General features: G+C 42.1%; 22 protein-coding genes, 1 tRNA gene, 2 pseudogenes and 1 other annotated feature. Of the genes and pseudogenes, 17 read left to right on the forward strand and 8 right to left on the reverse strand.

Going from position 1 to position 23714, the window contains the following annotated elements; all coding sequences use genetic code 11:
- Positions 1 to 34 precede the first annotated feature (34 nt).
- The gene (locus tag D0Z64_RS03095; protein ID WP_080881342.1) at positions 35 to 880 is read left to right on the forward strand and encodes a LysR family transcriptional regulator; all 846 of its coding nucleotides are present in this window, start codon (positions 35 to 37) and stop codon (positions 878 to 880) included.
- Between the two features lie 62 nt (positions 881 to 942).
- Here the strand turns inward: D0Z64_RS03095 and eno are convergent, their stop codons facing one another.
- Positions 943 to 2229 carry a phosphopyruvate hydratase gene (eno, locus tag D0Z64_RS03100; protein WP_080881343.1) on the reverse strand — a complete coding sequence of 429 codons (1287 nt, stop codon included), beginning with the start codon at positions 2227 to 2229 and terminating at the stop codon, positions 943 to 945.
- 235 nt (positions 2230 to 2464) lie between these two features.
- Between eno and D0Z64_RS03105 the strand changes: the two genes are divergently transcribed.
- The gene (locus D0Z64_RS03105; protein ID WP_080881344.1) at positions 2465 to 3301 is read left to right on the forward strand and encodes a DegV family protein; all 837 of its coding nucleotides are present in this window, start codon (positions 2465 to 2467) and stop codon (positions 3299 to 3301) included.
- Between the two features lie 62 nt (positions 3302 to 3363).
- Here the strand turns inward: D0Z64_RS03105 and D0Z64_RS03110 are convergent, their stop codons facing one another.
- The 3 genes and pseudogenes from D0Z64_RS03110 to D0Z64_RS03120 all read right to left on the reverse strand — a co-directional run bounded on the left by D0Z64_RS03110 (position 3364) and on the right by D0Z64_RS03120 (position 5127).
- Positions 3364 to 3939, reverse strand: a complete 576-nt coding sequence (locus D0Z64_RS03110; RefSeq protein WP_006352315.1) for a phosphatase PAP2 family protein — start codon at positions 3937 to 3939, stop codon at positions 3364 to 3366.
- A 96-nt stretch (positions 3940 to 4035) separates the two neighbouring features.
- A pseudogene (locus D0Z64_RS03115) lies at positions 4036 to 4863 on the reverse strand (linear amide C-N hydrolase).
- A gap of 171 nt (positions 4864 to 5034) precedes the next feature.
- Positions 5035 to 5127 (reverse strand) — tRNA-Ser (locus D0Z64_RS03120).
- 217 nt (positions 5128 to 5344) lie between these two features.
- On the opposite strand from D0Z64_RS03120, the gene D0Z64_RS03125 reads away from it, so the two are divergent.
- The 14 genes and pseudogenes from D0Z64_RS03125 (at position 5345) to D0Z64_RS03190 (ending at position 19483) form a co-directional block, all read left to right on the forward strand.
- A complete protein-coding gene (locus tag D0Z64_RS03125; protein WP_080881892.1) occupies positions 5345 to 6736 on the forward strand; it encodes an amino acid permease in 1392 nt (463 codons plus the stop codon).
- A 69-nt stretch (positions 6737 to 6805) separates the two neighbouring features.
- Positions 6806 to 7765, forward strand: coding sequence for a thymidylate synthase (locus tag D0Z64_RS03130; protein WP_080881345.1), 960 nt, complete (start codon positions 6806 to 6808; stop codon positions 7763 to 7765).
- 9 nt (positions 7766 to 7774) lie between these two features.
- Positions 7775 to 8278, forward strand: coding sequence for a dihydrofolate reductase (locus tag D0Z64_RS03135; protein WP_006352319.1), 504 nt, complete (start codon positions 7775 to 7777; stop codon positions 8276 to 8278).
- Positions 8279 to 8442: 164 nt separating this feature from the next.
- Positions 8443 to 10065, forward strand: a pseudogene (locus D0Z64_RS03140) (HAD-IC family P-type ATPase); the annotation flags it as partial.
- Positions 10066 to 10118: 53 nt separating this feature from the next.
- Positions 10119 to 10360: a binding site (T-box leader), on the forward strand.
- 43 nt (positions 10361 to 10403) lie between these two features.
- On the forward strand, positions 10404 to 11258 hold the full coding sequence (locus D0Z64_RS03145) for a MetQ/NlpA family ABC transporter substrate-binding protein (RefSeq protein WP_127345581.1): 855 nt from the start codon (positions 10404 to 10406) through the stop codon (positions 11256 to 11258).
- Between the two features lie 12 nt (positions 11259 to 11270).
- Positions 11271 to 12332 carry a methionine ABC transporter ATP-binding protein gene (locus tag D0Z64_RS03150; protein WP_080881347.1) on the forward strand — a complete coding sequence of 354 codons (1062 nt, stop codon included), beginning with the start codon at positions 11271 to 11273 and terminating at the stop codon, positions 12330 to 12332.
- Positions 12325 to 13026: a methionine ABC transporter permease gene (locus tag D0Z64_RS03155; RefSeq protein WP_080881348.1), complete on the forward strand. Its 702-nt coding sequence runs from the start codon at positions 12325 to 12327 to the stop codon at positions 13024 to 13026. Before D0Z64_RS03150 ends, D0Z64_RS03155 begins: the two co-directional genes overlap by 8 nt.
- Before the next feature lie 132 nt (positions 13027 to 13158).
- Entirely contained in the window at positions 13159 to 14562 is a 1404-nt protein-coding gene (locus tag D0Z64_RS03160) for a class II fumarate hydratase (protein ID WP_127345582.1), read from the forward strand.
- Between the two features lie 8 nt (positions 14563 to 14570).
- Positions 14571 to 15962 (forward strand): flavocytochrome c, encoded by a 1392-nt coding sequence (locus D0Z64_RS03165; RefSeq protein WP_080881350.1) that lies wholly within the window; start codon positions 14571 to 14573, stop codon positions 15960 to 15962.
- A gap of 364 nt (positions 15963 to 16326) precedes the next feature.
- Positions 16327 to 16638, forward strand: coding sequence for a YSIRK-type signal peptide-containing protein (locus tag D0Z64_RS03170; RefSeq protein ID WP_080881351.1), 312 nt, complete (start codon positions 16327 to 16329; stop codon positions 16636 to 16638).
- Between the two features lie 46 nt (positions 16639 to 16684).
- On the forward strand, positions 16685 to 16975 hold the full coding sequence (locus D0Z64_RS03175; protein WP_080881352.1) for a pectate lyase-like adhesive domain-containing protein: 291 nt from the start codon (positions 16685 to 16687) through the stop codon (positions 16973 to 16975).
- A gap of 24 nt (positions 16976 to 16999) precedes the next feature.
- On the forward strand, positions 17000 to 17440 hold the full coding sequence (locus D0Z64_RS03180) for a hypothetical protein (RefSeq protein ID WP_127345583.1): 441 nt from the start codon (positions 17000 to 17002) through the stop codon (positions 17438 to 17440).
- A 313-nt stretch (positions 17441 to 17753) separates the two neighbouring features.
- A complete protein-coding gene (locus D0Z64_RS03185; protein WP_040457293.1) occupies positions 17754 to 18683 on the forward strand; it encodes an L-lactate dehydrogenase in 930 nt (309 codons plus the stop codon).
- A gap of 5 nt (positions 18684 to 18688) precedes the next feature.
- Positions 18689 to 19483: an alpha/beta fold hydrolase gene (locus tag D0Z64_RS03190; protein WP_080881354.1), complete on the forward strand. Its 795-nt coding sequence runs from the start codon at positions 18689 to 18691 to the stop codon at positions 19481 to 19483.
- A 78-nt stretch (positions 19484 to 19561) separates the two neighbouring features.
- On the opposite strand, the gene D0Z64_RS03195 is transcribed toward D0Z64_RS03190, so the two are convergent.
- The 4 genes from D0Z64_RS03195 to D0Z64_RS08310 form a co-directional block, all read right to left on the reverse strand.
- The gene (locus tag D0Z64_RS03195; RefSeq protein WP_127345584.1) at positions 19562 to 20980 is read right to left on the reverse strand and encodes an LPXTG cell wall anchor domain-containing protein; all 1419 of its coding nucleotides are present in this window, start codon (positions 20978 to 20980) and stop codon (positions 19562 to 19564) included.
- Positions 20980 to 21255: a hypothetical protein gene (locus D0Z64_RS03200; RefSeq protein ID WP_127345585.1), complete on the reverse strand. Its 276-nt coding sequence runs from the start codon at positions 21253 to 21255 to the stop codon at positions 20980 to 20982. The genes D0Z64_RS03195 and D0Z64_RS03200 overlap by 1 nt, the downstream gene beginning before the upstream one ends.
- 130 nt (positions 21256 to 21385) lie before the next feature.
- On the reverse strand, positions 21386 to 21823 hold the full coding sequence (locus D0Z64_RS03205; RefSeq protein ID WP_006352335.1) for a hypothetical protein: 438 nt from the start codon (positions 21821 to 21823) through the stop codon (positions 21386 to 21388).
- On the reverse strand, positions 21820 to 21978 hold the full coding sequence (locus D0Z64_RS08310; protein ID WP_164742118.1) for a hypothetical protein: 159 nt from the start codon (positions 21976 to 21978) through the stop codon (positions 21820 to 21822). The genes D0Z64_RS03205 and D0Z64_RS08310 overlap by 4 nt, the downstream gene beginning before the upstream one ends.
- A gap of 247 nt (positions 21979 to 22225) precedes the next feature.
- Here D0Z64_RS08310 and D0Z64_RS03210 point away from each other — a divergent pair, with 247 nt between their 5' ends.
- Positions 22226 to 23590: a threonine/serine exporter family protein gene (locus tag D0Z64_RS03210; protein ID WP_080881357.1), complete on the forward strand. Its 1365-nt coding sequence runs from the start codon at positions 22226 to 22228 to the stop codon at positions 23588 to 23590.
- Positions 23591 to 23714: the final 124 nt, after the last annotated feature.

Below are 23714 nucleotides of genomic sequence, written 5' to 3' on the forward strand. Positions count from 1 at the left end.
AATTTAATATCTGCTTTGGAGGTACTTTAAAATTATGAATTTGAAACAATTACGCTATTTTTTGGCAGTTGCCGAAGAAAAACAGATTACGGCGGCTGCTAAGCGTCTTTTTATCGCACAACCGCCTTTATCTTACCAGTTAAAGCAGCTGGAAAAGGAGTTGGGCGTCGCACTTTTTACCAGAACAGCCTATGGCATTGAACTGACTGATGCGGGTAAGGAACTGCAAAACTATGCTGAAAGAATTCTAACTTTAGCGCAAACTGCAAAAGATCAGGTCAATAAAACGGCTAAAGGGGAGTTGGGTACTATCAAAATTGGTTCTGCTTCTTCGTCCGTTGGTGAATTGCCTTCAGATAAGTTTAAACAATTAACGCGATTTTATCCTGATATTTCTTTTGACGTCTATGAAAAAAATACTTTTGGCGTTTTGGATGAATTGCGCAGTGGCACGATTGACTTAGGGATTGTGCGGACGCCGTTTAACCGTAATGGCATTCAGAGTAAGACTTTGACTAATGAAAGAATGACCTTGGTAACAACAGAGCAAAAATTATTAGAAAAGCAGACAGTTAATCTGAAGGAACTTAGCAAACAACCGCTGATCATTTATCGCCGCTTTGAAAATATTTTTAATGAAAGTTTTGCTCATCAGGGCCTTAAGCCTTATTATGCTGTAAAATGCGATGACTCAAGAACAGCAATTTTGTGGGCTCAGCAGGAGATGGGAGCAGCACTTGTTCCAGAATCGATTGCTAATTTATACGCGCCAAAACAATTCGTTTTGGTAAAGCATGCAAGTTGGGAAACTCATTTGCAACTGGTTTGGCTAAAAGAAAAAGTTTCGCCTTTGATGAAACGGATCATTGACATTTTTTAGGGCAAAAAAAGAGGCTTGCGATTGCAAGTCTCTTTTTCTTATTATCTCAAACTAATGATAATTTAGTCCTTGTCAACGTCGTCTGGGAAGAATGCCAAACGTTCGCCTTCACCGAGTTCTTCTTCGATTTCAAGTAAACGATTGTACTTTTCAACACGTTCTGAACGAGCTGGAGCACCAGTCTTCAATTGACCACCGTTTACAGCAACGGCTAAGTCAGCGATGAAGGTGTCACCAGTTTCACCTGAACGGTGAGAAATCATAGTGTTGTAACCATTCTTACGTGAAAGACGTACAGTTTCAAGAGTTTCAGTTACAGTACCGATTTGGTTCAACTTGATCAATGAAGCGTTACCAGCACCTTCGTGAATAGCCTTGTTCAAAAGCTTAGGGTTAGTACAAATGAAGTCGTCAAGAACGATTTGGATACGGTCTTTGTGGCTCTTAGTGAACTTAACCATACCGTCAATATCGTTTTCGTCGTATGGGTCTTCCATAGAAATTAATTCTGGGAATTCGTCAAGCAACTTGTCGTAGTAGTTTGCCAATTCTTCATCGTCAAGAACCTTGCCTTCAAGGTGGTACTTGTGATCATCCTTGTTGTAGAAGTATGAAGCAGCACAGTCACATGCAATAGCGATGTCTTCACCTGGCTTGTAACCAGCCTTGATGATTGATTCGTGCAAAGCCTTCAAAGCTTCTTCTGAGTTCTTCATGTTAGGAGCGAAACCACCTTCGTCACCTAAGCCAGTTTCGTAACCCATGTCTTCCAAAACCTTCTTCAAGGTGTGGTAAGTGTTAACGATCTTTTCGAAACCGTCACGGAATGAAGTCTTGTTAACTGGAGTGATCATGAATTCTTGGATGTCGATACCGTTGTCAGCATGTTCACCACCGTTGATAACATTGTGGAAAGTTTGTGGCATTTCAAGATCAATACCGCCAAGGTAACGGTACAAAGGTTGACCTGCATCCTTAGCTGCAGCACAAGCAGTAGCCATAGATACACCCAAGATAGCGTTGGCACCGAGACGACCCTTGTTTGGAGTACCGTCTAAGTCGATCATAGTCTTGTCGATCTTTGGTTGATCGTATGGGTCCATACCCTTTAATGCATCGTTGATTTCAGTGTTAACGTTGTTAACTGCCTTTGAAACACCTTTACCACCAAGACGTGAACCACCGTCACGTAATTCAACGGCTTCGTTTTCACCAGTTGAAGCACCAGATGGAACTTCAGCCTTACCTACGACACCGTTTGAAAGGGTAACGTGAACTTCAACAGTTGGGTTACCACGTGAGTCAAAAATTTCAAGTGCATGAACATTTTCAATGACTGATTTTAACATCAAAAAAACCTCCTAAAAATATCTGGTGTGATACCGGTTTAAAAGTATCATCGCCACCTGAAGAGCTATTTGCTCTTCGTCCACACCTCAAATTTTAGCTTAACTTTGTGATTGTGTAAACATATGAAAGCGCTTTACATTTTAATTTTTCCTAAAGGGAGATTAAATCTTTTTAAGCTTTACGATATAATTAAAAATATAGAAGAAAAAGATATTTACGAGGAAAAAACAAAATATGAGTGAAATTAGATTAATCATCGATTCTAGCTCAAATGACTTAACGGATTCAAAACGCAATTTAATTGTGGTGCCGTTGACTATTTCATTTGGCGGAAAAGACTATTTAGATAATGAAGACTTGGATATGCAAGACTACTTGCAAAAAATGGATGAAAACAATGTCGCTGGCAAAACTTCATGTCCTAGCATTAAAGAATGGCTTGAAGCTTTAGAAGGTAGTGAAAAAGCAATCATTGTTACCATGACCAGTCAGTTGAGCGGCACTTATTCTTCTGCTTTGCAGGCAAAAGACATGTACTTGGAAAAAAATCCCAAGAGTGAAATTATTGTCGTTGATACGCGTAGTGCCGGACCAGAAATGGAAATTGTTTTGCAGGGAATCGAAAAAATCCTTAAAAACAATGTTCGCTGGGTAGATGTCGATGCGGCCATTGCCAAAATGCGGACGCAGACACACCTATTGTTTGCTTTGCAGTCGCTGCACAACTTGTCTTTGAATGGACGGGTTTCTCCAGCCTTAGCAAAAGTTGCCAAAATGCTTCATATTAAGTTGATTGGAACTGCCAGCAAGGAAGGCAAGCTTGAACCATTGGCAAAATTGCGTGGCATGAAGCGGGTCAACTTGGAAATGGTCAAGGAAATGAAAAAGCTGAATTATCAAGGCGGACAAGTCATCATCGACTACTGTCAAAATGAAGACGAGGCAGAAAAATTGAAAGACGAGATTTTGGCCGCATTTCCGGATGCAGACATTACTTTGAGACCAATGCACGGACTGTGCAGCTTTTATGCTGAAAAGGGCGGCTTGATGGTCGGCTTTAATGAAAAATAAAATTACTAACAAAAAAGGATTAGCAATTTGTTTGCTAATCCTTTTTTGTTTTTTCTAGATATTTAAATAATGGCAAAAATCTGTTGAGCAATTCCAAAGCAAAAGACCGCCAGGCTAGTTGCTCCTAAAATATCGGAAGGGTAGTGCGCTTTTAAACTCAACCGAGAGATGACGACCATCACCCAAATCCCCAATAAAATCAGGGCAAATCCTAAACCAAAATCTTTGCCAAACAGCTGCAGCAAAATCAACACCATGGTTGTTGCTCCAAGCACGTGCCCGCTTGGAAAGCTGTAGCCATCATCCAAATCGGATGCCATAATTGGTCGCCGACGCTTGATGGAATGCTTTAACAAAATTCCGAGCAAATCAGTAATGCCAAGGGTACCTAAAACCCAAAGGGCAGTTGTATAGTGATTTTCGTTAATTAAAGCGCTGGCCAATAGGACAGCCCAGACCACCATTAATTTTGGATCGTTCAAAAACGCAATGATCTGCCATTTAAAACCATCTCGCTGCTTCACTAATTTGTGGTGAAGCCAGTGGTCAAAAAGATTGAAGCGTCGTGAGGTTTTAATATTGAAAATTAATATCAGCAAGATAAGTGCTGATACCAATGAAACAATAATTTTATCCATTCTTTCTTTTCGTTCCCTAATTTAAGCAAAATTCATTCAACTGTTATTCTAACAGGAATTTAAAATAAGTCGCGGAATTTGAATAAAACTTAAGAATTAATTTTCCTCATCGAAGACAATTTTATCGTTGATTGGGTAAGTGATTAACTTATCGCTATCCAAGTTTTCTTTGTGCAGATCAACCTTGGTGATGCGCTTGTTGTTGTAGCTGGTGTAGTAGAAGGCACCGGTATCCAAGTTGGTATCATCTGAATAAATAGTGTATTCAAATTGGTTTGGTGCTACTTCATCCAAGCCTTTTTGTTGTTCAACAGAATGCAAAATATGGAAGTAGGTATCAACATTTTCTTCTTCGCTGTTATGTTTAGGAGCGTTGAATTTATTGAAGGCTACTCTGACGAAGCGAGATTCTGAGTCCATGCCGCCTGGCAAGTTGTGTGAGCTAAGACCACGGCTGTAGCCATTGAAGTTGACTTCTTTTGAAAAAGTATTGACTGGCATAGCTGGTGAAAGACTAGCGTAATTGTCAAGGTTGGTCAGTTGCTTAAGGAATTGTGGGTTGTTGGTCAAAAGCTTTTTAGCTTCATCAACGCTGGCACATTGACCTAAAACCCATGGAATAAATTCAAATGGGGTAACGTTGTCTTTTCCTTCTTGAACATCAAAGGCTTTGAAGTTGTCAGGATAGTTCAGGCCGGCCATGCCCAAGCCTTTTTCATTGGCGGCGTCGAAGTAGAGTGGATATTCATCAGCTACTAAGGCGATTCCGATTAAGGCATAATGCTGCTTCATATCAGGCATTTTGCGGTATTTGAAATTGTAATTGCGTGGGGTAATTACAACTTCTTGACCAAATGAAATTTCAAGGTCGAGGTTGCGACCAAATTAGTGATCCTTAGGACTAAAAACGATTGATGTGCACATATGCTATATCTCTTTTCATGTACACTAAATCATTATAATTTCTAATAATAGTGAAAGTTTACCTTTTTGGATATAGGGAATCAAGACGTGCAGCCAGATTTATGGAATTTTAAGAAATTTCTTTCTAACGCAAAAATGACCATCCCTTGTGGGACGGTCATTTCACTTAATTGGAGGAGAGTACAGGATTTGAACCTGCGCGCCAGGGATAAACCTGGTTCGCCGGATTTCGAGTCCGGTGCATTACCACTCTGCCAACTCTCCAAAACAAAATTATTATAGCAATCTTTTCAAAATAGGTAAAATAAAATCCTAAAATAATTGCTTATAAATATTTACCAATCAATATAGAAGAAAAAATTGTGATTGCCATATATAAAACAATGTCATAAAATTAAAACGAAATGAGAGATTGGAGCGTGTGTTCCAACCCCTTTTGGTATATTCACTTCTGTTGAATTAGAGAATAACGGTGAAAATTATGACTCATGAAAAGCATAATGCTCCCCAGCTGAAAAGAACTATGTCTGCGGGACAAATGGAAATGATCTCTCTTGGCGGTGCCATCGGGGTTGGTTTGTTTATGGGGTCAAGCTCAACGATTAAATGGACTGGGCCTTCGGTTTTGCTGGCTTACATGTTTGTCGGCCTCATTTTGTACATCGTCATGCGTGCTCTGGGTGAAATGCTGTACGTCAATCCCGGTACTGGCTCCTTTGCCGATTATGCAACCGAATACGTGCATCCCTTGGCCGGCTATCTAGCGGAATGGGCGAATGTCTTCGAATATATCGTGGTTGGCATGTCCGAAGTCGTTGCCGCGACTGAATATTTGAAATACTGGTGGCCACACATCAGCGTTCTGTGGTCAGGCATTATCATCATTGCTTTTTTGCTTTTAGCCAACCTGGCATCCGCCAAAGCCTATGCCTCACTTGAATTTTGGTTTGCCATGATCAAAGTCATCACCATTATTTTGATGATCATCCTCGGCTTTATCGTTATCTTCTTCGGTGTGGGCAACAGCGGTCATCCAACTGGCTTTTCCAACTTGTGGGCTCACGGTGGCTTCTTTACCGGCGGAGTGAAAGGCTTCTTCTTCTCCATGTCGATCATTGTCGGTTCATATGAAGGAATCGAATTGCTCGGAATTTCTGCAGGGGAAGTAGCCAACCCGAAAGAAGCGATTGCTAAAAGCGTTAAATCAGTACTTCTAAGAATTTTGATTTTCTACGTTGGTGCGATTTTCGTAATTGTCACTATCTATCCATGGAATAAGTTGGATTCGCTGGGTTCACCGTTTGTTACGACCTTTGCTAAGGTGGGCATTACAGCAGCAGCCAGCATCATCAATTTCGTTGTTTTAACCGCGGCGTTGTCAGGAGCCAATTCCGGCATCTATTCATCGAGTCGGATGCTGTTCAAGCTTTCGCATGACGGGGATGCGCCAAAGATGTTCAAGCATATTTCCAAGAGAATCGTGCCTGACCGTGCAATCATGGGTATCTCAACTGGAATTTTCGTCGGTTTTATCCTCAACGTGATTGCTTCTAACTTTAATCACTCCGCGTCCGATCTGTTCGTGGTTGTCTTCAGTTCCTCAGTTCTGCCGGGAATGATCCCATGGTTCGTGATTTTGCTGGCGGAATTGCGTTTTCGGAAAAACAATCCGGATATTCTTAAAAAGCATCCCTTTAAGCTGCCGCTTTATCCATTCTCTAATTATTTTGCCTTTGTCATGCTTTTGGTAATCGTCATTTTCATGTTCATTAATCCTGACACTAGAATTTCGGTTATCGTTGGCGCCTTGGTTTTGATTGCGGCTACGATTGCCTATTTAGTTCGCCATAATAGAAAAACCACAAAATATTGAGTTTATCTTTGTAAAAAATCATATATATGGTAGTCTAAACATGATTGTTTTTTTAAAAGGGGAATAAAAATGGCAATTTTGGAACAACCATATTTGGATCTGCTACAAAAAATCATGACAGAAGGCCATGATAAGAGTGACCGGACTGGTACCGGCACCAAGAGTCTTTTTGGTGCACAAATGCGTTTTGATCTCTCAAAGGGCTTTCCTTTATTAACAACCAAGAGAGTTCCTTTTGGCCTGATTAAAAGCGAGCTTTTGTGGTTCTTAAGAGGAGACACCAACATTCGCTTCTTGCTGCAGCATAAAAACCATATTTGGGATGAATGGGCCTTTAAGAACTGGGTTAACTCAGATGAATATCAAGGTCCTGATATGGCTGATTTTGGTTTGCGCTGCCAGAGCGATCCTGACTTCAACAAGATTTATCAAGAAGAGATGAAAAGATTCGATCAGCGCATCCTCGATGACGAAGATTTTGCCAAAAAATACGGCAACTTGGGCGACGTTTACGGTGCACAATGGCGTCACTGGGAGAAGCGCGATGGCAATGGCTTTATCGATCAAATTCATAATGTCATTGAACAAATTAAGCATACGCCGGATTCACGCCGCATGATTGTAACGGCATGGAATCCAGAAGACGTGCCAAACAGTGCGCTTCCACCTTGCCACGTAATGTTTCAATTTTATATTGCTGACGGCAAGTTGAGCGTGCAGCTTTATCAACGAAGCGGCGACATGTTTTTAGGCGTTCCGTTCAACATTGCCAGCTATTCGCTGCTTTTGAATATGATTGCCCGCGAAACTGGCTTAGAGGTCGGCGAATTCATTCATACTTTGGGGGATGCGCATATTTACCGCAACCACTTCAAGCAAGTTGAAGAATTGCTAAGCAGAAAGCCTTATGATTCGCCGCAATTGTGGCTCAATCCTGACAAAAAGAAGATCGAAGATTTCGAGATGTCTGATATCAAGGTCTTAGACTACAAGCACCACGGCACCATTAAGGCGCCAGTCGCAGTATAGAGGTAAATTATGATTACGTTTGTATGGGCTGAAGATGAGCAGCATGGCATCGGCTATCAAGGACATTTGCCTTGGCATCTGCCGGCTGACATGAAGCATTTTAAAGAAAAAACACTGGGTCATCCCGTTTTAATGGGAAGAAAGACTTTTGCCAGCTTGCCGCACCTATTGCCTAAAAGGCAGCATTTGGTGTTAACGCATAATATCGATTTTCAAAAAAAGTACGTGGACAATCCGCAAGTTTCAGTCTTCTTGAATGAGCAAGACCTATTAAAATATCTGGCTGCTCATCAGGCAGATGATATTAAAGCCATCGGTGGCGTCTCAATTTTTAAACTGCTGGAGAAACAGGTCGATGTGCTTGAAAAAACTGTCATTCATCACAGGTTTGAGGTTGATACCTACATGCCCGAGATCGATTATTCAGACTTTAAAATTATTAAAAAAGAGCAGCATGAGCCAGATGAACGCAACAAGTTTGCCTATGATTTTCTGACTTATAAAAGAAAGTAAAGAATCCTGCATTTTTGCAGGATTCTTTTAGTATAAGTTATAATATATGCATAGATTTTTAGGTGAGGGAAAATTTATGGACGAAAAGCAAACTAGTTTAAATGGTCTGACGCACGAAGAGGTCAAGCAGCGCGTCCAGTCTGGCAAAGTCAACAGGGCGGTGGACGATCAGATTGGCTCTTTCCGCAACCGTGCTTGCCCGCCAGCAGGTCATGCTGCACGATATGAAGAGCATCGAAGCTTTGGCGCATGTCAATGTCCTTTGCGTCGATAAAACCGGGACCATTACCGAGCCGAAGATGGGCGTTGAAAAAGCCATCGTTTCAAAGGCCAGTCCTGCATTGAGTTAAGACTAGCTCCACCAAGAGATTGCTGATTTTGCCAAAAACATGCCCGCAGATAATTCCACGATGAAGGCTATCCATGACTTTTTCAAAATGGCGTGTGCGAGGCGACGCAAATTGTTCCCTTCACCTCAGTTAACAAGTTTTCGGCTGTAGTTTTTGATAGTAAAACTTTAATTATTGGCGCGCCGGAAATGGTACTGCGCGATCAGTTCGCCGAATACAAAGATGAATTTGAAAACTTTGCCAATGAAGGCTACCGGGTTTTGATCGTAGCGGAATATCCAAAAGTCTTGAGCGAGGACAATTCTGCCCTAACTGAAGCGGTGACGCCTTTGGGCTATATTCTACTGACCAATCCGATTAGAAAAGAAGCCAAATCCACCTTCCAGTATTTTGCCAAGCAGGGCGTGGATATCAAGGTTATTTCCGGTGACAACCCAATCACGGTAGCCCGCGTCGCTAATCAAGCCGAAATTAGCGGGGCAGATAAATATCTTGACGCGCAGACGATTCAAGAAGGCGGCTATGAGGAAGTGGTTAAAAACTACAATGTCTTTGGCCGTGTTAAACCTGCGCAAAAGCGAAAATTCGTTGAGGCACTGCAAAAGCAGGGCAATACTGTTGCCATGACGGGTGATGGGGTCAACGATATTTTGGCAATGAAAAAAGCTGATTGTTCCATTGCCATGGCTTCAGGCAATTCCGCTGCGGTTCAAGCTTCGCAAGTGGTTCTGCTGGATTCAAATTTTGCCAGAATGCCAGAAGTGGTCAATGAAGGACGCCGCGTGGTCAACAATGTCCAGCGTTCAGCCAGTCTGTTTTTGGTTAAAAATATTTTCTCATTTCTGATGGCAATTTTTGCTTTGGTCATGACCATCAACTATCCGCTTCAGCCTTCACAAATTACGATGATTTCCGCTTTTACGATCGGTCTGCCTTCATTCCTGCTTGCACTTGAAGAAAATGAGCAGCGCATCCGCGGCAAATTCATTCCCAATCTGCTGGCAAAAGCCTTTTCAGGTGGTCTAACCGATTGGCTGGCCGTAGGCATTTTGGTAATTGCCGGTTCCTTCATCAATTTAGATCATGATCAAGTAGGGACCACGGCAACTATGCTGCTGATATTGGTCGGCATCATGGTTATGTATCACATTTCCGCACCATTGAAAAAAATTCCGAGCAGCCGTCATGGCAGTCTCAATCATCGGCGTGATTTTATCCATCATTTTCTTGCATGGCTTGTTCTCATTAACCATACTGCGGACAAGATCAATCTTTGTTTTGCTCGTTTTGTTCTTTGCTGCGGTCACGGTCTTTAGATGGATGTCGCATATTTCAGATGGGATTGCCGAAGTGCTGGTCGTGTTTGATCAAAAAGGCAAAAACATGACTTTTGCTGACCTGCACGAAGCTTATCAGCGTGGCAGAAAAAATAATTAAAAAATTATTTGACAATCTGAAAATCAGATGATAGATTATTAACAACGAATTAAAAAAACATCTTGAAAAGCAGAGTAGCTATCGTTTTTATTGTTAAAGAGAACTGACAGTTGGTGAGAGTCAGTCAATAAGGCATAGTGAACATGGGCTTGGAATGATGATTATCAGTGATATTTAGCTGATAACGGGTTTGCATCCGTTAACATTGCAAGCTGTTTCTTGACAGCTAATGAGGTTTATCCGCGTGAGCGGGTAGACGAATTAAAGGTGGTAAAACGAAGCACTCGTCCTTTTCAATGGGATGAGTGCTTTTTTCATTGCCAAAAGGGGGAATACAAATGAGAAGAAGACGCAGAAATACGATTGTTTGGTCAATTATTGTCCTGGTAATTTTAGTAGCCGGCTGGTTTAGTTTTGGACCAGGCCTCAACTTCGGAAGCAATAATTCCAAAGTTGTTACCGTCGGGGTTGTCGGCGAAAGCAAAGGTGATGAAGCAATTTGGAAGAGCATTGCTAAGACCGCCAAAGAAAAATATGGCATTACGATTAAAACCAAGAACTTTACTGACTACAACCAGCCAAACAAAGCTTTGAAGTCAGGCGATATTGACTTGAATGCCTTTCAGCACTACGCATTTTTGAAGTCTTGGAATAAGTCAAATGGCGGCGGCATTGTAGCAATCGGTAGAACCTACATTGCTCCAATTCGTCTTTACTCAAAGAAGTACAAGAAGCTGAGTGATTTGCCTGATGGTGCCACAATTGCTATTCCAAATGACGCAACTAATGAATCAAGAGCGCTCTTCGTATTAAAGAATGCCGGTTTGATTAAATTGCGTTCTGGCAAGACTTTGGTAACTGTAGCCGATATCACTGACAATCCTAACAACTACAAGATTAAGGAAGTAGCTGCCGAACAAACCGGCCGTGTTCTTTCTTCGGTAGACGCAGCCGTTGTCAACAACGACTATGCTAGCGCGGCTGGTTTGACTGATAAGCAAGCAATCTATATCGAACCAATCAACAAGGATTCTAAGCAATGGATCAACATCATCTGCTGCAAGAAGGGTCAACAGAACAAGAAGATTTACCAAGAAGTTGTTAAGGCTTACCAAACCGCAGAAACTAAGAAGTTAATCAAGAAGTACTACGGCAACACTGAAATTGCAGCTTGGGACGTTAAGTTGAAGTAGGAGGACAGACGAATGGGCATTATTGAATTAGAACATATTAATGTAGATTTTCCGCAAAAAAAGGGTAAAACCGTTCGGGCAGTTCATGACGTCAGTCTGAATGTCGAAAAGGGCGATATCTACGGCATCGTCGGTTTCTCCGGTGCTGGTAAATCAACCTTAGTGAGAACGATCAATTTATTGCAAAAACCAACGGCTGGGAACATTAAGGTCGATGGCAAGGACTTCATTAAGGATGGCAAGCAGGTTATTTCCAACAAGGATTTGCAACTGGCTCGCAGAAAGATCGGCATGATCTTCCAGAATTTCAACCTATTAAATGAAACAACTGTCCTTGAAAATGTCGCTTTTGCTTTGAAACACTCTAAGCTGTCCGATGAAGAATTAGAGAAAAAATCCCTTGAATTGCTTGATTTGGTTGACTTAAAGGACAAGGCCAACTTCTATCCGGTTGAGCTTTCCGGTGGTCAGCAGCAGCGTGTCGCCATCGCCCGTGCTTTGGCCAATGAACCTGACATTTTGATTTCTGATGAAGCAACGAGTGCTTTGGACCCGCAAAATACGCAGCAAATTTTGGACTTGTTGAAGAGGTTGAACAAGAAATTGGGCTTGACGGTTATTTTGATCACGCACGAAATGGATGCCGTTAAGAAAATCGCTACCAAGGTTGCTGTCATGGAGAATGGTCAAGTAATTGAAAATGGCAATTTGAAGCAAGTCTTCTTGCACCCAAAGAAGGAGCTTACCAAACGCTTTGTTGGTGGTTCACTTGAAGCCATTTCAACTTTGTCTTCACTTAGCTTAGGCAAGCTTGGGCCTGATGAAGCAGTTTACCAACTGGTCTACAGCGTTGCCAACGTTACCAAATCGATTATCGTTGAACTTTATCGCGAAACCGGCGCAGAAGCTTCTATGCTTTACGGCAACGTGGAATTATTGAATGATGAGCCAATCGGAACCTTGGTTGTTTCAGTAAAAGGCGATCCAGAAAAGCAGAAGCAAGCTAGAGAATTCTTGGAGAAGCAAGACGTAACTTTGACAAGATTGGATGAAAAGGGGAATTTATATGATTAATTGGATAGCAAAAGTTTTACCAAATGTCTACCAACTTGGCTGGGTCGGAGACGCCGGCTGGGGTACCAGTATTTTTCAAACTTTGTTTATGACCTTCTGGTCAGCCATTTTTGGCGGAATCCTCGGAATTATCTTTGGCGTTCTGCTCGTTTTAACCAAAGAAGACGGCATCCATCCCAACAGGTTCTGGTACAACGTCTGTGACAAGATCGTTTCCATCTTCAGAGCCATTCCGTTCATTATTTTATTGGCCTTTATCGCTCCGGTGACGCAAAAAATCGTTGGTACGCAAATCGGAATGAAGGCAGCTTTGGTACCATTGACTTTAGGTGTTTTTCCATTCTACGCCCGTCAAGTGCAAGTTGCTTTGGAAAGTGTCGACTCAGGCAAGATTGAGGCTGCGCAAAGTTTGGGCGCAACCACCCGTGATATCATCTTCGATGTCTACTTGCGTGAATCTCGTTCTGAATTGATCCGCGTTTCTACCGTAACTGTCATTTCGCTAATCGGCTTGACTGCAATGGCTGGTGCCATCGGTGCCGGCGGTTTGGGTAATACCGCTATTTCATACGGTTATAACCGTTTCAACAATGATGTAACTTGGGTAGCCACTATTTTTGTTATCATCTTGATCTTTATCGTTCAAGTGGTCGGCGACTTCTTCGCTAAGAAATTAAATCATCAAAATCGCTAATAAGTTAATTTAGCAGCAGTTGAGTAAAAACTGCTGCTTTTTTATTGCAAAAAGAATGGAAATTAAAGCCCTTTACAGGTACTATAACAATGAAGATAAATTCTTATTTATTGCATAGTAAGGAGACTCAATATGACTGAAGAAAATTATCGTATTGAAAGTGACACAATTGGCCCAGTAAAGATTCCTAAAGATGCTTTGTGGGGCCCACAAACAGAACGCAGCCGCAACAATTTCCCTAGTGGCGAGTTAATGCCATTGGCAATTATCCGTGCATTCTTGCACTTGAAGAAGGCAGCTGCTGAATCCAACGTTGAAGTTGGGGATGAAACTCAAGAAAAGGGTGCTGCTATCGAGGACGCAATTGATCATCTTTTAGCATTAAGCGATGAAGATTTGCGCAAGGACTTCCCATTGCACGTGCTCCAAACCGGATCAGGAACGCAAAGCAACATGAACGTTAACGAAGTCGTTGCCAATTTAGCTAATAAATTGCATCCAGGCTTGGGCATTTTGCCAAATGATGACGTTAACCGTGGCCAATCTTCCAACGATACTTATCCAACAGTCATGAATATCGTAGCCATCGAGGCACTTGATCAATTGGAGCCTGCGATTCAGCACTTAATTGATGAATTGGTCGTTAAGGAAAAGAAGTACTGGAAGACGGTTAAAATTGGCCGGACTCACTTGCAAGATGCTACGCCTTTAACTTTTGGCCAAGAGCTTTCCGGCTACATTTCAGCTTTAAAGCATGATTTGTCCTACATCCAAAGCTTGAAGCCTACCTTATATGAATTGGCAATTGGTGGTACCGCTGTTGGTACTGGCCTTAATGCTGCACCAGGGATGACTGAAAAGATTGCGGGCAAATTATCTGAAGTTTATGGTCATAAGTTTATCGTGGAAACGAACAAATTCTGGGGTCTAGCTCACCACTCCGGCTTGAACGTGGTTCATGGTGCCCTTAAGACATTAGCTTCTGACATGTTCAAGATTGCCCAAGATATTAGAATGCTCGCTTCTGGTCCGCGGGCTGGCTATGGCGAGCTCAATATTCCGGCTAATGAACCCGGCTCATCGATTATGCCGGGCAAGGTAAATCCAACTCAGGCTGAAGCAGTGACGATGGCTTGTGCCAAAGTATTCGGCAACGATACCACCATTACTTTCGCATCTTCTCAAGGAAACTTTGAATTGAATGTCTTTAAGACGGTGATGATCGCTAGCTTCCTTGACTCATGCAATATTTTAACGGGTGTTATTACCGGCTTTGCCGACAGAATGATTCATGGCTTGACTGTCAACAAAGACAGAATGAACGAATTGCTTGATAATTCACTCATGACGGTTACCGCGCTTTCACCACATATTGGCTACCATGCAGCCGCTAAAATTGCGCAAGCAGCTCAAAGAGAAGGTACGACTTTGCGTGAGGCTGCGCTTAAGAGCGGCAAGGTTACGGAAGAACAATATGATAAATGGATGGACTACATGCAAATGACGAATGTCGACAAGCATGAACCGGAAGAATAGGTTAGAAAATGGACAAATATATTTTTACTCCCAATCAAACAAGTGAATTAGCAGATGAATATGATGCTGTTATCGTAGGTGCGGGCGGTACCGGCTTAACCGCGGCTTTGCAGGCACACGAATTAGGTCTTAAGGTTGCCGTCCTTGAAAAAAATAAGGGCTTGGGCGGCAACACCAACCGGGCTTCTAGCGGGATGAATGCCGCAGAAAGTTTGGTTCAATTGCAGCATGGCATTATCGATAATAAGGAAGACTTTTATCGGGAAACCTTAAAAGGCGGCGGTCTGCTCAATGACCGCGACATGCTGCGCTACTTCGTGGATCATGCTGCTATTGCTATTTCTTGGTTGAAAGAACACGGTATTGATTTGTCAGATTTAACCATTACCGGTGGGATGAGCAAAAAACGGGCTCACCGGCCAGCTTCGATGGCTCCGGTTGGCGGCTATCTGGTAACCGGCTTGCTTAAGCAATGCGAACAAGAACAGATTCCTGTTTTTAACCAAACTAAGGTAGAAAAATTGCTCAAAGAAGATGGCAAGATCACGGGCGTGGAAGCTGCAACTGCTGAAGGCAAGAAGACGATTCACGCTAAGGCAGTATTGCTTGCTTCCGGCGGCTTCGGTGCTTCAAAAGGAATCATCAAGAAATATCGGCCAGATTTGGCAGGCTACAAGACCACCAACCAACCTGGCGCAACAGGTGATGGTTTGAAATTGGCTGAAGCTATTGGTGCCCAACTCATACAGATGAACTTCATACAGGTTCACCCAACCGCGCAGACTGATCATGATCATACTTTCTTGATTGGTGAAGGTGTCCGCGGCGAAGGTGCGATTTTGGTTAACAAGGCGGGCAAGCGTTTTGTCAATGAATTGAATACCCGTAAGATTGTGTCAAATGCCATTACTGGTCTTAATGAAGACGGAGCCTACTTGATTTTGGATCAAGGAATTCGCGATCACTTCAAGGCAATTGAATTCTATGATTCAGTAGGCCTGGTTGAACATGGAGCCAGCTTGAAGGAATTAGCTGAAAAGATTGGCGTTAATGCTGAGAACCTAGCAGAAACTATCGCTCAATGGAATAAGGCAGTAGCTGACCAAGAAGACAGTGAATACGGCAGAACAACCGGGATGGAACGCGGCATTGAAAAAGCGCCATACTTTGCTATTCACATTCATCCAGCTATTCACTATACGATGGGCGGCATTCATATCACGCCTGAGACTGAAGTCTTGGACGGTAACGGCAATGTGATCCCAGGCTTGTACGCTGCTGGCGAAGTATCCGGCGGCCTGCACGGCAATAACCGGATCGGCGGCAACTCGATTGCGGAAACGGTGATTTTTGGTCGGCAAGCGGGGATGCAGATTGCGAAGAAAATCAAAGATAAGTAAGAACTAACAGAATAAAAACAAAAAGAAGTGTTATCAGAAATGGTAGTGCTTCTTTTCTTTATTTACAGATTATCGTGCATTTGCAATATGAAAGTATATATGAGGGATGCCTATAATAAAATAGCCCAAAAAATATTAAATTTTTTAAAATTAATTTTTTTGCAAAATCTTTAAAAGCTTGCTAGATAAGGCATGGATTCGGATTAATAACAAAGGCCTAGAATTTGATAATGGGCCAAAAAGCAAGTTACAAATTAAAAAACAGATGTTATATTTATCAGTGTAAACAAACAATTGAAGTTTTGTAGAGATTAATTTCAATTGCGAAAACAGAGTATCTTAATAAGAGAGAGGTTGTAGACGTATGTCAAAGAATAATTTTAAGGAACGGGTTCGGAAGATGGAACCTAAGCAAGAACGTTTCTCTATTCGTAAATTTACAGTAGGTGCTGCATCAGTTTTGATCGGTTTCACCTTCTTTATGAATGGTGGACAGAAGGCTCAAGCTGCCGAACAAAATGCTTCTTCTGACAATACCAATCAAGAAAGTGAAAAAGCTGCTAGCGATGAGTTCAGTAGCGAAACTGTACAAGCAATAAGTGATCAACAATCACAAAACAAAGTTAACGGCATTAGTGATTCAATTGATCAATTGAAAGCAACTGGTATCAACTAAGTCACTTACTGCAGCTACTTCTGCTAATACTTTGGCAGCAAGTGCTGTGAAGGCTGCAACAACCACTTCAACTGCAACTCAAACTTCAAATGTTAGTGATTGGGCTGGATTTGTTAGTGCTTTGGAAGATGTTAACGTTGGTACTATTAATGTAACTAGTGACATTACTGTTACTGGTAACTTGGGTGGTCAATCACTTGGTTATAACGGTTGCCTTACTTTAAGTGATAAGAATATCGCTCGTACTGTTACGATTAATGGTAACGGCAACACCATTGACTTCGGGCACTACTCGTTAATGTTTGAAGATGCTAACCAAAAGAATGGATCAGCTTGAAACATTACCTTTGAAGATGTAAAGATGAAGGGTGTTTCTAAGGACGGCACAGGTTCAACAAGTACAACTGAAGCTGGTACATTTGGTTTAATCAGTTTTGCTGACGTAGATTCTGATAACCAAAAGAACGATGTAGTTACCTTTAATGGTGTGACTGCTGATGCTTCAGGCCGTCCAGTAATTTCCGACGCCAAAAACATTATTGCTGCTGGTTTAAGTCAAAAGTTGGGCGAATATTATACTCTTAACTTTGAAGGTACTAACGTCATCACTGACGCTGGTGCAACTTCATATCCATCAGGCAGACAAGACAGTGGTAACGCTGTAGAAGCAGGTTACATTAACTTCTTGAATGGTACTGACACTACTATTAACATGACTCAAACTAGTGATGGTACTCAAAACTACACTGAAGCTGCACAACCAGTTTTACCAACAAATTCAAACGATGATCAAAATGATTAAAACAAGCAAAATGATAATGACAATACCGAAACTGTAGCCCCTCACGCAGCATCTGCTAAAGCTGGCAAGAGCGCAGCAGGATTTCAGCATGATTGCTCGGACTTGCAAGTGACAGAAAACGTAATTAAAATAATTAGTAAGTTTTCAAAATTCCTATATTTTTAGCTCAAAACGGCGCGATGTAAATCGCGCTGTTTTTTTGTTCCTAAAATAAAAAACTATTTAGCCTTAATCTAGCAATAATGTAAGCGCTTGTAGTATAATAAAAATGTAGGTATTGGAAAGATATTATTTTTTAATGAGAGAACAAATTATGACTAGAAAAGTATTGCTTGTTGGTGACGGTGCCGTTGGTTCAACTTTTGCTAACGACTTATTGCAAAACTGTGATGTTAAAGAATTGATTATCTGCGATGTTGCTAAACAACGTCCAGTAGGTGACTCAATGGACCTTGAAGACATTACGCCATTCATGGGTCAAACTGACATCCACCCAGGTGAATACAGCGATGCTAAAGATGCAGATGTTTGTGTTATCACCGCCGGTGTTCCAAGAAAGCCAGGCGAGACTCGTCTTGACCTTGTTGCCAAAAACGTCAAGATCTTGAAGAGTATCGTTAAGCCAGTTGTTGACTCAGGCTTCCACGGCATCTTCGTTGTTTCCGCTAACCCAGTTGATATCTTGACTACTTTGACGCAGAAATTGTCAGGCTTCCCTAAGAACAAGGTTATCGGCACCGGTTCCTCACTTGATTCAATGAGATTGAGAGTTGAATTGGCTAAGAAGGTTGGCGTTCCTGTTGCAAAAGTAAACTCAATGGTTCTTGGTGAACACGGCGACACTTCTTTTGAAAACTTTGACGAATCAACTATTAATGGCAAGCCACTTAAGTCATATGATGAACTTAGCGATGATGTATTGGCACAAGTTGAAACCGACATTCGCAAGAAGGGCGGCAAGATCATTGCCAACAAAGGTGCAACCTTCTATGGTGTTGCAATGATGCTTACTCAAATTGTGTCAGCTATCCTGGATAACCGTTCAATTGTTTTGCCACTTTCAGCACCTGTAAAAGGCAAGTATGGCATTAACCATGAACTTTACTTAGGTACTCCAGCAGCAATTGACGGCTCCGGCATTAGCTACGTCATCGAGACGGAATTGTCAGATGATGAAAAGAAGAAGATGCTTAACTCAGCTGACAAGATGCAAGAAGTTTTAAACACTGTTGATTTGGACTAAGGTAAATGAGATTTGTTACAACTGATCATGTAGCTTTGCATTATAGTGATACAGGCGAAAAGGACAAGAAGGTCATTTTAGGGATTCCCGGCATTGGCGGGACGAGCCAGTTCTGGCATAAAATGATCTCGCTTTTTAATCCCATATATAGGATCATTTTGCTTGATCCGCGCAACCAGGGGCAATCAGAGCGGACAGACAAGGGTCAACGCATTGCGCGGCACGCCGCAGATGTTGAAGAATTGTTGGCATCTTTGAACCTGCATGATGTCATTGGCATCGGCAATTCAATGGGTGCGGCCAACTTGTGGTCCTATTTGGATCTTTACGGCAAAGGCAGACTTTGCGCGATGGTTGATCTGGATCAATCGCCTAAGATGATTGCCGATATTGATTGGCAGTATGGGTTTAGAGATCTGTCGTGGATGAATTATCCCGACTATCTGAAACGGCCTTTTGGCAAAGCCTTCTATGCTCATATTGCTGACGAAATGTTTGAGGCGGCAAAAGAAGAGCAAGAGGTTTTCCCTTATGATGCAAGAGACAATTATAAATGCCTAATTGATCATGCTGAACAGGATTGGCGCGATATTTTGAAAGAAATGCCTGTACCAATGCTGGTTTTGGCAGGGAAGAATTCACCATTCTTTGACTATCACTTCACGGACGCCGTTAAGGAGATTAATCCGGACATTGAAACTGAAGTCATTGATAACTGTGGTCACTTGATTCAGGCGGAACAGCCGGAAGCAATGCATGACGCGGTGATGCGTTTCCTGCATAAGAAGAAATTGGTTTAAAAATCAAAGTACAAAAAAGCTCACTAGAAATTCATCTAGTGGGCTTTTTGTATAGCTATAGTTTAATGATGTTAATGATTAATTTTTACGATTGCGCGTACCTGCCAATCCAATCAGACCAGCAAGTGATACAAATGCCAAACCGATCAGTGCAAGCTTGTTTTGTTTAGCGCCGGTTTGTGGCAATTCTTCAGCCTTGGTAAAAGAATTATTGCTGTTTGCTGAAGTATTGGTAATATTAGAAGAAATATTCTTTTCATTATTGTGCTTGCTGCTTAAGACAATTGTCGTTGCTTTAGGTCTAGTTGTTGTAGTTGTTGCAGCAGTCTTAGTAGACTTAGTTTGCTTTGCATTTTCAGATTCACCATGAGGAGCAACGTCTTGATCATTTGAAGCAGCTGGAGCTGAAGTCTTCGGTGTAGGTACCTGTGATGGTTGATTTGGCTGTTGTTGTGAAGGTTGTGGTGGAGTAGATGGCTGATCATCAGGTTCATTTGTAGGTTGACTAGTTGGATTTGAACCTTGATCAGTTGGCTTATTTGGTGCAGCTGCCTTCTTCTTGAAAGTAACCGTTACAACCTGATCTGCAGAAGATGGATCAACGCTAATGGCCTTGACTTGCTTCGTACCGTCGGCAAGCGTTGTTAATTCATCGGTTCCATCGCTGAGAAGAGCTGAAATTAAATCATAGCCATCTTCACTAGCGATGATTTGAGCGGCAAAGCTGCCTGATTCAGGCGTCCAAGTGTAGTCACCAGTTGAACCGGCAGGTATAGTGCCATTGAAGGTCAATTCAGCGCTCGTAGATTGGCGACTCGCTTCGTTAGTTGGATTACCGTTTTCATCTTCAAAAAAGTAGTTGATGGTTTCAGTGACTTTCTTAGTAGTAGTTTCAGGCTCAGTTGGTTCACTGGATTTTTGCTTAAAGTAAACTACTAATTCCATTGGAGCCGTATCTGAACTTGCTTTGGTTTGATCAAGCTTGCCATATGCGTAGCTGGAAAGCTTATCAATGTCTTCATCCTTGTCTGGTGAAAGGGCAGTTTCACTGCCATCTTTGTTAACAGAAACAAACTTGTCCAGGTCGTACTTGCCGAGCAATGAACTCAAATAAGTATCAGCATCAGTACTGAATTTGATGTCGGTACCAGTTGGCTGTTGGAAGTAGAAGTCATTTACTGGCGTAATTTCCGTAATGTTGTTTGGATCAGTGTCATCCTTGAAGGTCAGGTGTGCAGTGACCAGGTAGCTAACTTGACCGTCGTTTAAAGCAGTGCCGCTGTTGTAGTACAAAACGCCAATGCCAGCCCCCCAGCTAAGCGCGCCGCTGGCAACTTCTTGATTGGTTTCATTGTTAACAACTGAATCATAAGCGATGCCCGTGTTTTGCAATGAATCCCAAAGAGTTTTGTTGTCAGTAACCGCACTATAGCCAGGTTGACCGTATGGGCCATAATTGCCACCAGTTGCAGCTAGCTGCCCAATCTTCATTTGCATTAGTAATGTCCTGGCAGAGTGAAGCCATCATGACTGACAACTAAGAAGGTCAGGCCGCCTTTGAGCAAAACGTTGTGGTTTGGAATGACGATGTAGTAGCTTGCCAAGTATGAAGGAGTATCAGGACGGTTAGGATCAGTCCAGTTATCGTTGATTGTACGAGTAACTTGAACGTTGCCTGGATCTGGCTTATTGCCGGTTTGTGTTTTAGTAAATGCATAAACACCGCTGACGCCGTTAACGCTGTTGGTTACCACTTGGTTTTGTGGAGCCACGACTTGATTTTTAATTGCGTTGATAAGATCTTGTTCTGAAGTCCAGCCATAGTTCCAATAGTGGTTGTTTGGAACTTTGATGGTAACAATGAAGTCATAGCCAGTCTTGTCTAATTGGGCGGTTAAGAATTCACTGTTGAACCAGTTGAGCAGTTAAGTCGCTGCTGTAGGTTGAATCACCAATTTTTACATCATTTGGAATAGTTGTCGTGAGGTCTTGACCGTCTTCGTCTTTATCTGAAGTAGCTTGGTAGACGAGGGCAGAGTTAGCGCCTGCCTTATCAGTTGCATTGGCCCATTGCAAGTCAAGGTTGACGTTAACGGGAGTACCGAAGTCATGCAAATTACTGTTAAAGGTAATGCGATAGCCACTTGAACCGTTTTGGGTAATTTTACCGATATTTTTATTTTGGTAAGTCAGATCGACATCGTTAGACAAGATAGGATCAAGACTCTTGTATTGAGTTTGACCTAAGTTGACATTCAAGTCTTCATGGCTGGAAGCATCATTGGTCTTATCTGTGTCGGAAGCAGAAACATTATTGACTTGGTATGTGTCGGAAGTCAATTCTTTGGCTTCTGTGCTGCTTGCTTCTTCAGATTGAACAGCTGGTTGATTTTGCTGATCAGTGGTTTGGCCATTTGATTGGTCATCTGCTGATTGAGCAGCAGATTGGTCAACTGCTTGACTTTGAGAAGAACCTGCTTGTTCAGATTGATCATCTAAAAATATTTAGCTTGTAAATATATTATTTAATTTCAAAATGCAAAATGCTAAAGATGCTTGATAAATAGACTTTATGGAGAGTAAACACTAGGCAATAACAATAAGCAATGTTATTTTAAAATCTATATGTAGCCGTATTAAATAACAATTGCTTATCACTTGAAAACAAAATAAATATTTTTATCTTAATATGGTAGAATTGTAAAAGCTAACTAATTAGATAGAAGTTGATTCAGAGGCATTATGAACGAAGAAAAGGAAAGAGAAAAAGTAAGCAAACGAAAGTTATCACATCACCATCACATGCGAGTTCGCTGGGAAGAATTTTTCAAAAGTGATGACGACACCTTGGCTCGTGACGCAACCTTAGTTGAAAAAGGCTCACTGGTTGGCCGGGTTGGTATCATGATGCTGGGATGCGGTACTGGTGCCTGGCGTGTCCGCGATTCGATGGATACCATTGCACGAACGCTCGGAATTACCTGTTCGGCCGATATTGGTTTGGTCTCAATTGAGTACACCTGCTTTGATGTGGATAATCAATCATATTCACAAACCTTGTCCTTGCCGGCAACTAGCGTGAACATGACCAAGCTAAACCAAATGGAAAAATTCGTCCGGCAGTTCAGAGCCGGTCACGGTCACTGGACTCTTGGGCAAATCAAAACCCGTTTGAATGAAATTAACCAATATAAGAGTACCTATCCAACCTGGATTTCAGGTCTAGCTGCCGGTTTAGCCTGTGGCGGCTTCATCTTTTTACTAGGTGGAGGATCGCCTGAAGTGATCTGTGCTTTTTGCGGCGCGGGGATGGGCAACTATGTCAGAAGCGAGATGGGTAAGCGAAAAATTACGCTCGTTGCCAAAATTGCCGTTGGCGTTGCCATTGCCTGCCTCTTTTACTGGATTGCATTCTCGCTTTTGCGACTTTTCTTCCATATTAATTACGATCATGCATATGGCTATATTGGTTCAATGCTCTTCGTTATTCCCGGTTTCCCATTTATTACGTCAGGACTGGACATGTCAAAACTGGACATGAGGTCTGGCCTTGAGCGAATGACCTATGCCGTCTTGATAATTTTGATTGCGACCATGGCCGGATGGGGGATGGCGATGATCTTGCAGCTTAAGCCAGGGAACATGCCAGATCTTAACTTGAGTATTCCTGTTTTAACCGGTCTGCGACTAATCGCCAGCATGTGCGGAGTCTTCGGCTTCTCAATTATGTTTAATTCCAAATCGTCAATGGCACTGACCGCTGCATTTATCGGAGCTATCGCTAATACCACTAGATTAAGCCTTGTCGATTACGCACATTTTCCAGCAGCCCTAGCTGCCTTCATCGGTGCGCTAATTGCAGGACTCTTAGCCAGCATCGTTAGAAATAAGGTTGGTTTCCCACGAATTGCCTTAACCGTTCCTTCAATCGTTATTATGGTTCCAGGACTTTACATGTATCGGGGAATCTTCAATTTTGGGATCACCAATATCAATATCGGTGCCTTCTGGCTTGTTGAAGCATTGATGATCGTTGCTGCTTTGCCACTAGGCCTTCTTGGAGCACGTATTTTAACGGATAAGAAATGGCGCCATGTAGACCTGTAAGTTGCTAATAAGCTACTCGAAAAAGTCCGAGATAACGAAGAAAAAAAGAGATTGGAAATCAATTCCAACCTCTTTTTCTTTCTATTAAATTTGTCTTATTTAACGAATGCTGTTCGCATTACTA

The organism is Lactobacillus amylolyticus, from assembly GCF_003999355.1.
Classification (GTDB): domain Bacteria; phylum Bacillota; class Bacilli; order Lactobacillales; family Lactobacillaceae; genus Lactobacillus; species Lactobacillus amylolyticus.

Coding starts and splice junctions, on each gene's coding strand:
- D0Z64_RS03095 (WP_080881342.1), top strand. CDS start 35: ATGAATTTGAAACAATTACGCTATTTTTTGGCAGTTGCCGAAGAAAAA.
- eno (WP_080881343.1), bottom strand. CDS start 2,229: ATGTTAAAATCAGTCATTGAAAATGTTCATGCACTTGAAATTTTTGAC.
- D0Z64_RS03105 (WP_080881344.1), top strand. CDS start 2,465: ATGAGTGAAATTAGATTAATCATCGATTCTAGCTCAAATGACTTAACG.
- D0Z64_RS03110 (WP_006352315.1), bottom strand. CDS start 3,939: ATGGATAAAATTATTGTTTCATTGGTATCAGCACTTATCTTGCTGATA.
- D0Z64_RS03125 (WP_080881892.1), top strand. CDS start 5,345: ATGACTCATGAAAAGCATAATGCTCCCCAGCTGAAAAGAACTATGTCT.
- D0Z64_RS03130 (WP_080881345.1), top strand. CDS start 6,806: ATGGCAATTTTGGAACAACCATATTTGGATCTGCTACAAAAAATCATG.
- D0Z64_RS03135 (WP_006352319.1), top strand. CDS start 7,775: ATGATTACGTTTGTATGGGCTGAAGATGAGCAGCATGGCATCGGCTAT.
- D0Z64_RS03145 (WP_127345581.1), top strand. CDS start 10,404: ATGAGAAGAAGACGCAGAAATACGATTGTTTGGTCAATTATTGTCCTG.
- D0Z64_RS03150 (WP_080881347.1), top strand. CDS start 11,271: ATGGGCATTATTGAATTAGAACATATTAATGTAGATTTTCCGCAAAAA.
- D0Z64_RS03155 (WP_080881348.1), top strand. CDS start 12,325: ATGATTAATTGGATAGCAAAAGTTTTACCAAATGTCTACCAACTTGGC.
- D0Z64_RS03160 (WP_127345582.1), top strand. CDS start 13,159: ATGACTGAAGAAAATTATCGTATTGAAAGTGACACAATTGGCCCAGTA.
- D0Z64_RS03165 (WP_080881350.1), top strand. CDS start 14,571: ATGGACAAATATATTTTTACTCCCAATCAAACAAGTGAATTAGCAGAT.
- D0Z64_RS03170 (WP_080881351.1), top strand. CDS start 16,327: ATGTCAAAGAATAATTTTAAGGAACGGGTTCGGAAGATGGAACCTAAG.
- D0Z64_RS03180 (WP_127345583.1), top strand. CDS start 17,000: ATGAAGGGTGTTTCTAAGGACGGCACAGGTTCAACAAGTACAACTGAA.
- D0Z64_RS03185 (WP_040457293.1), top strand. CDS start 17,754: ATGACTAGAAAAGTATTGCTTGTTGGTGACGGTGCCGTTGGTTCAACT.
- D0Z64_RS03190 (WP_080881354.1), top strand. CDS start 18,689: ATGAGATTTGTTACAACTGATCATGTAGCTTTGCATTATAGTGATACA.
- D0Z64_RS03195 (WP_127345584.1), bottom strand. CDS start 20,980: ATGCAAATGAAGATTGGGCAGCTAGCTGCAACTGGTGGCAATTATGGC.
- D0Z64_RS08310 (WP_164742118.1), bottom strand. CDS start 21,978: ATGATCAATCTGAACAAGCAGGTTCTTCTCAAAGTCAAGCAGTTGACC.
- D0Z64_RS03210 (WP_080881357.1), top strand. CDS start 22,226: ATGAACGAAGAAAAGGAAAGAGAAAAAGTAAGCAAACGAAAGTTATCA.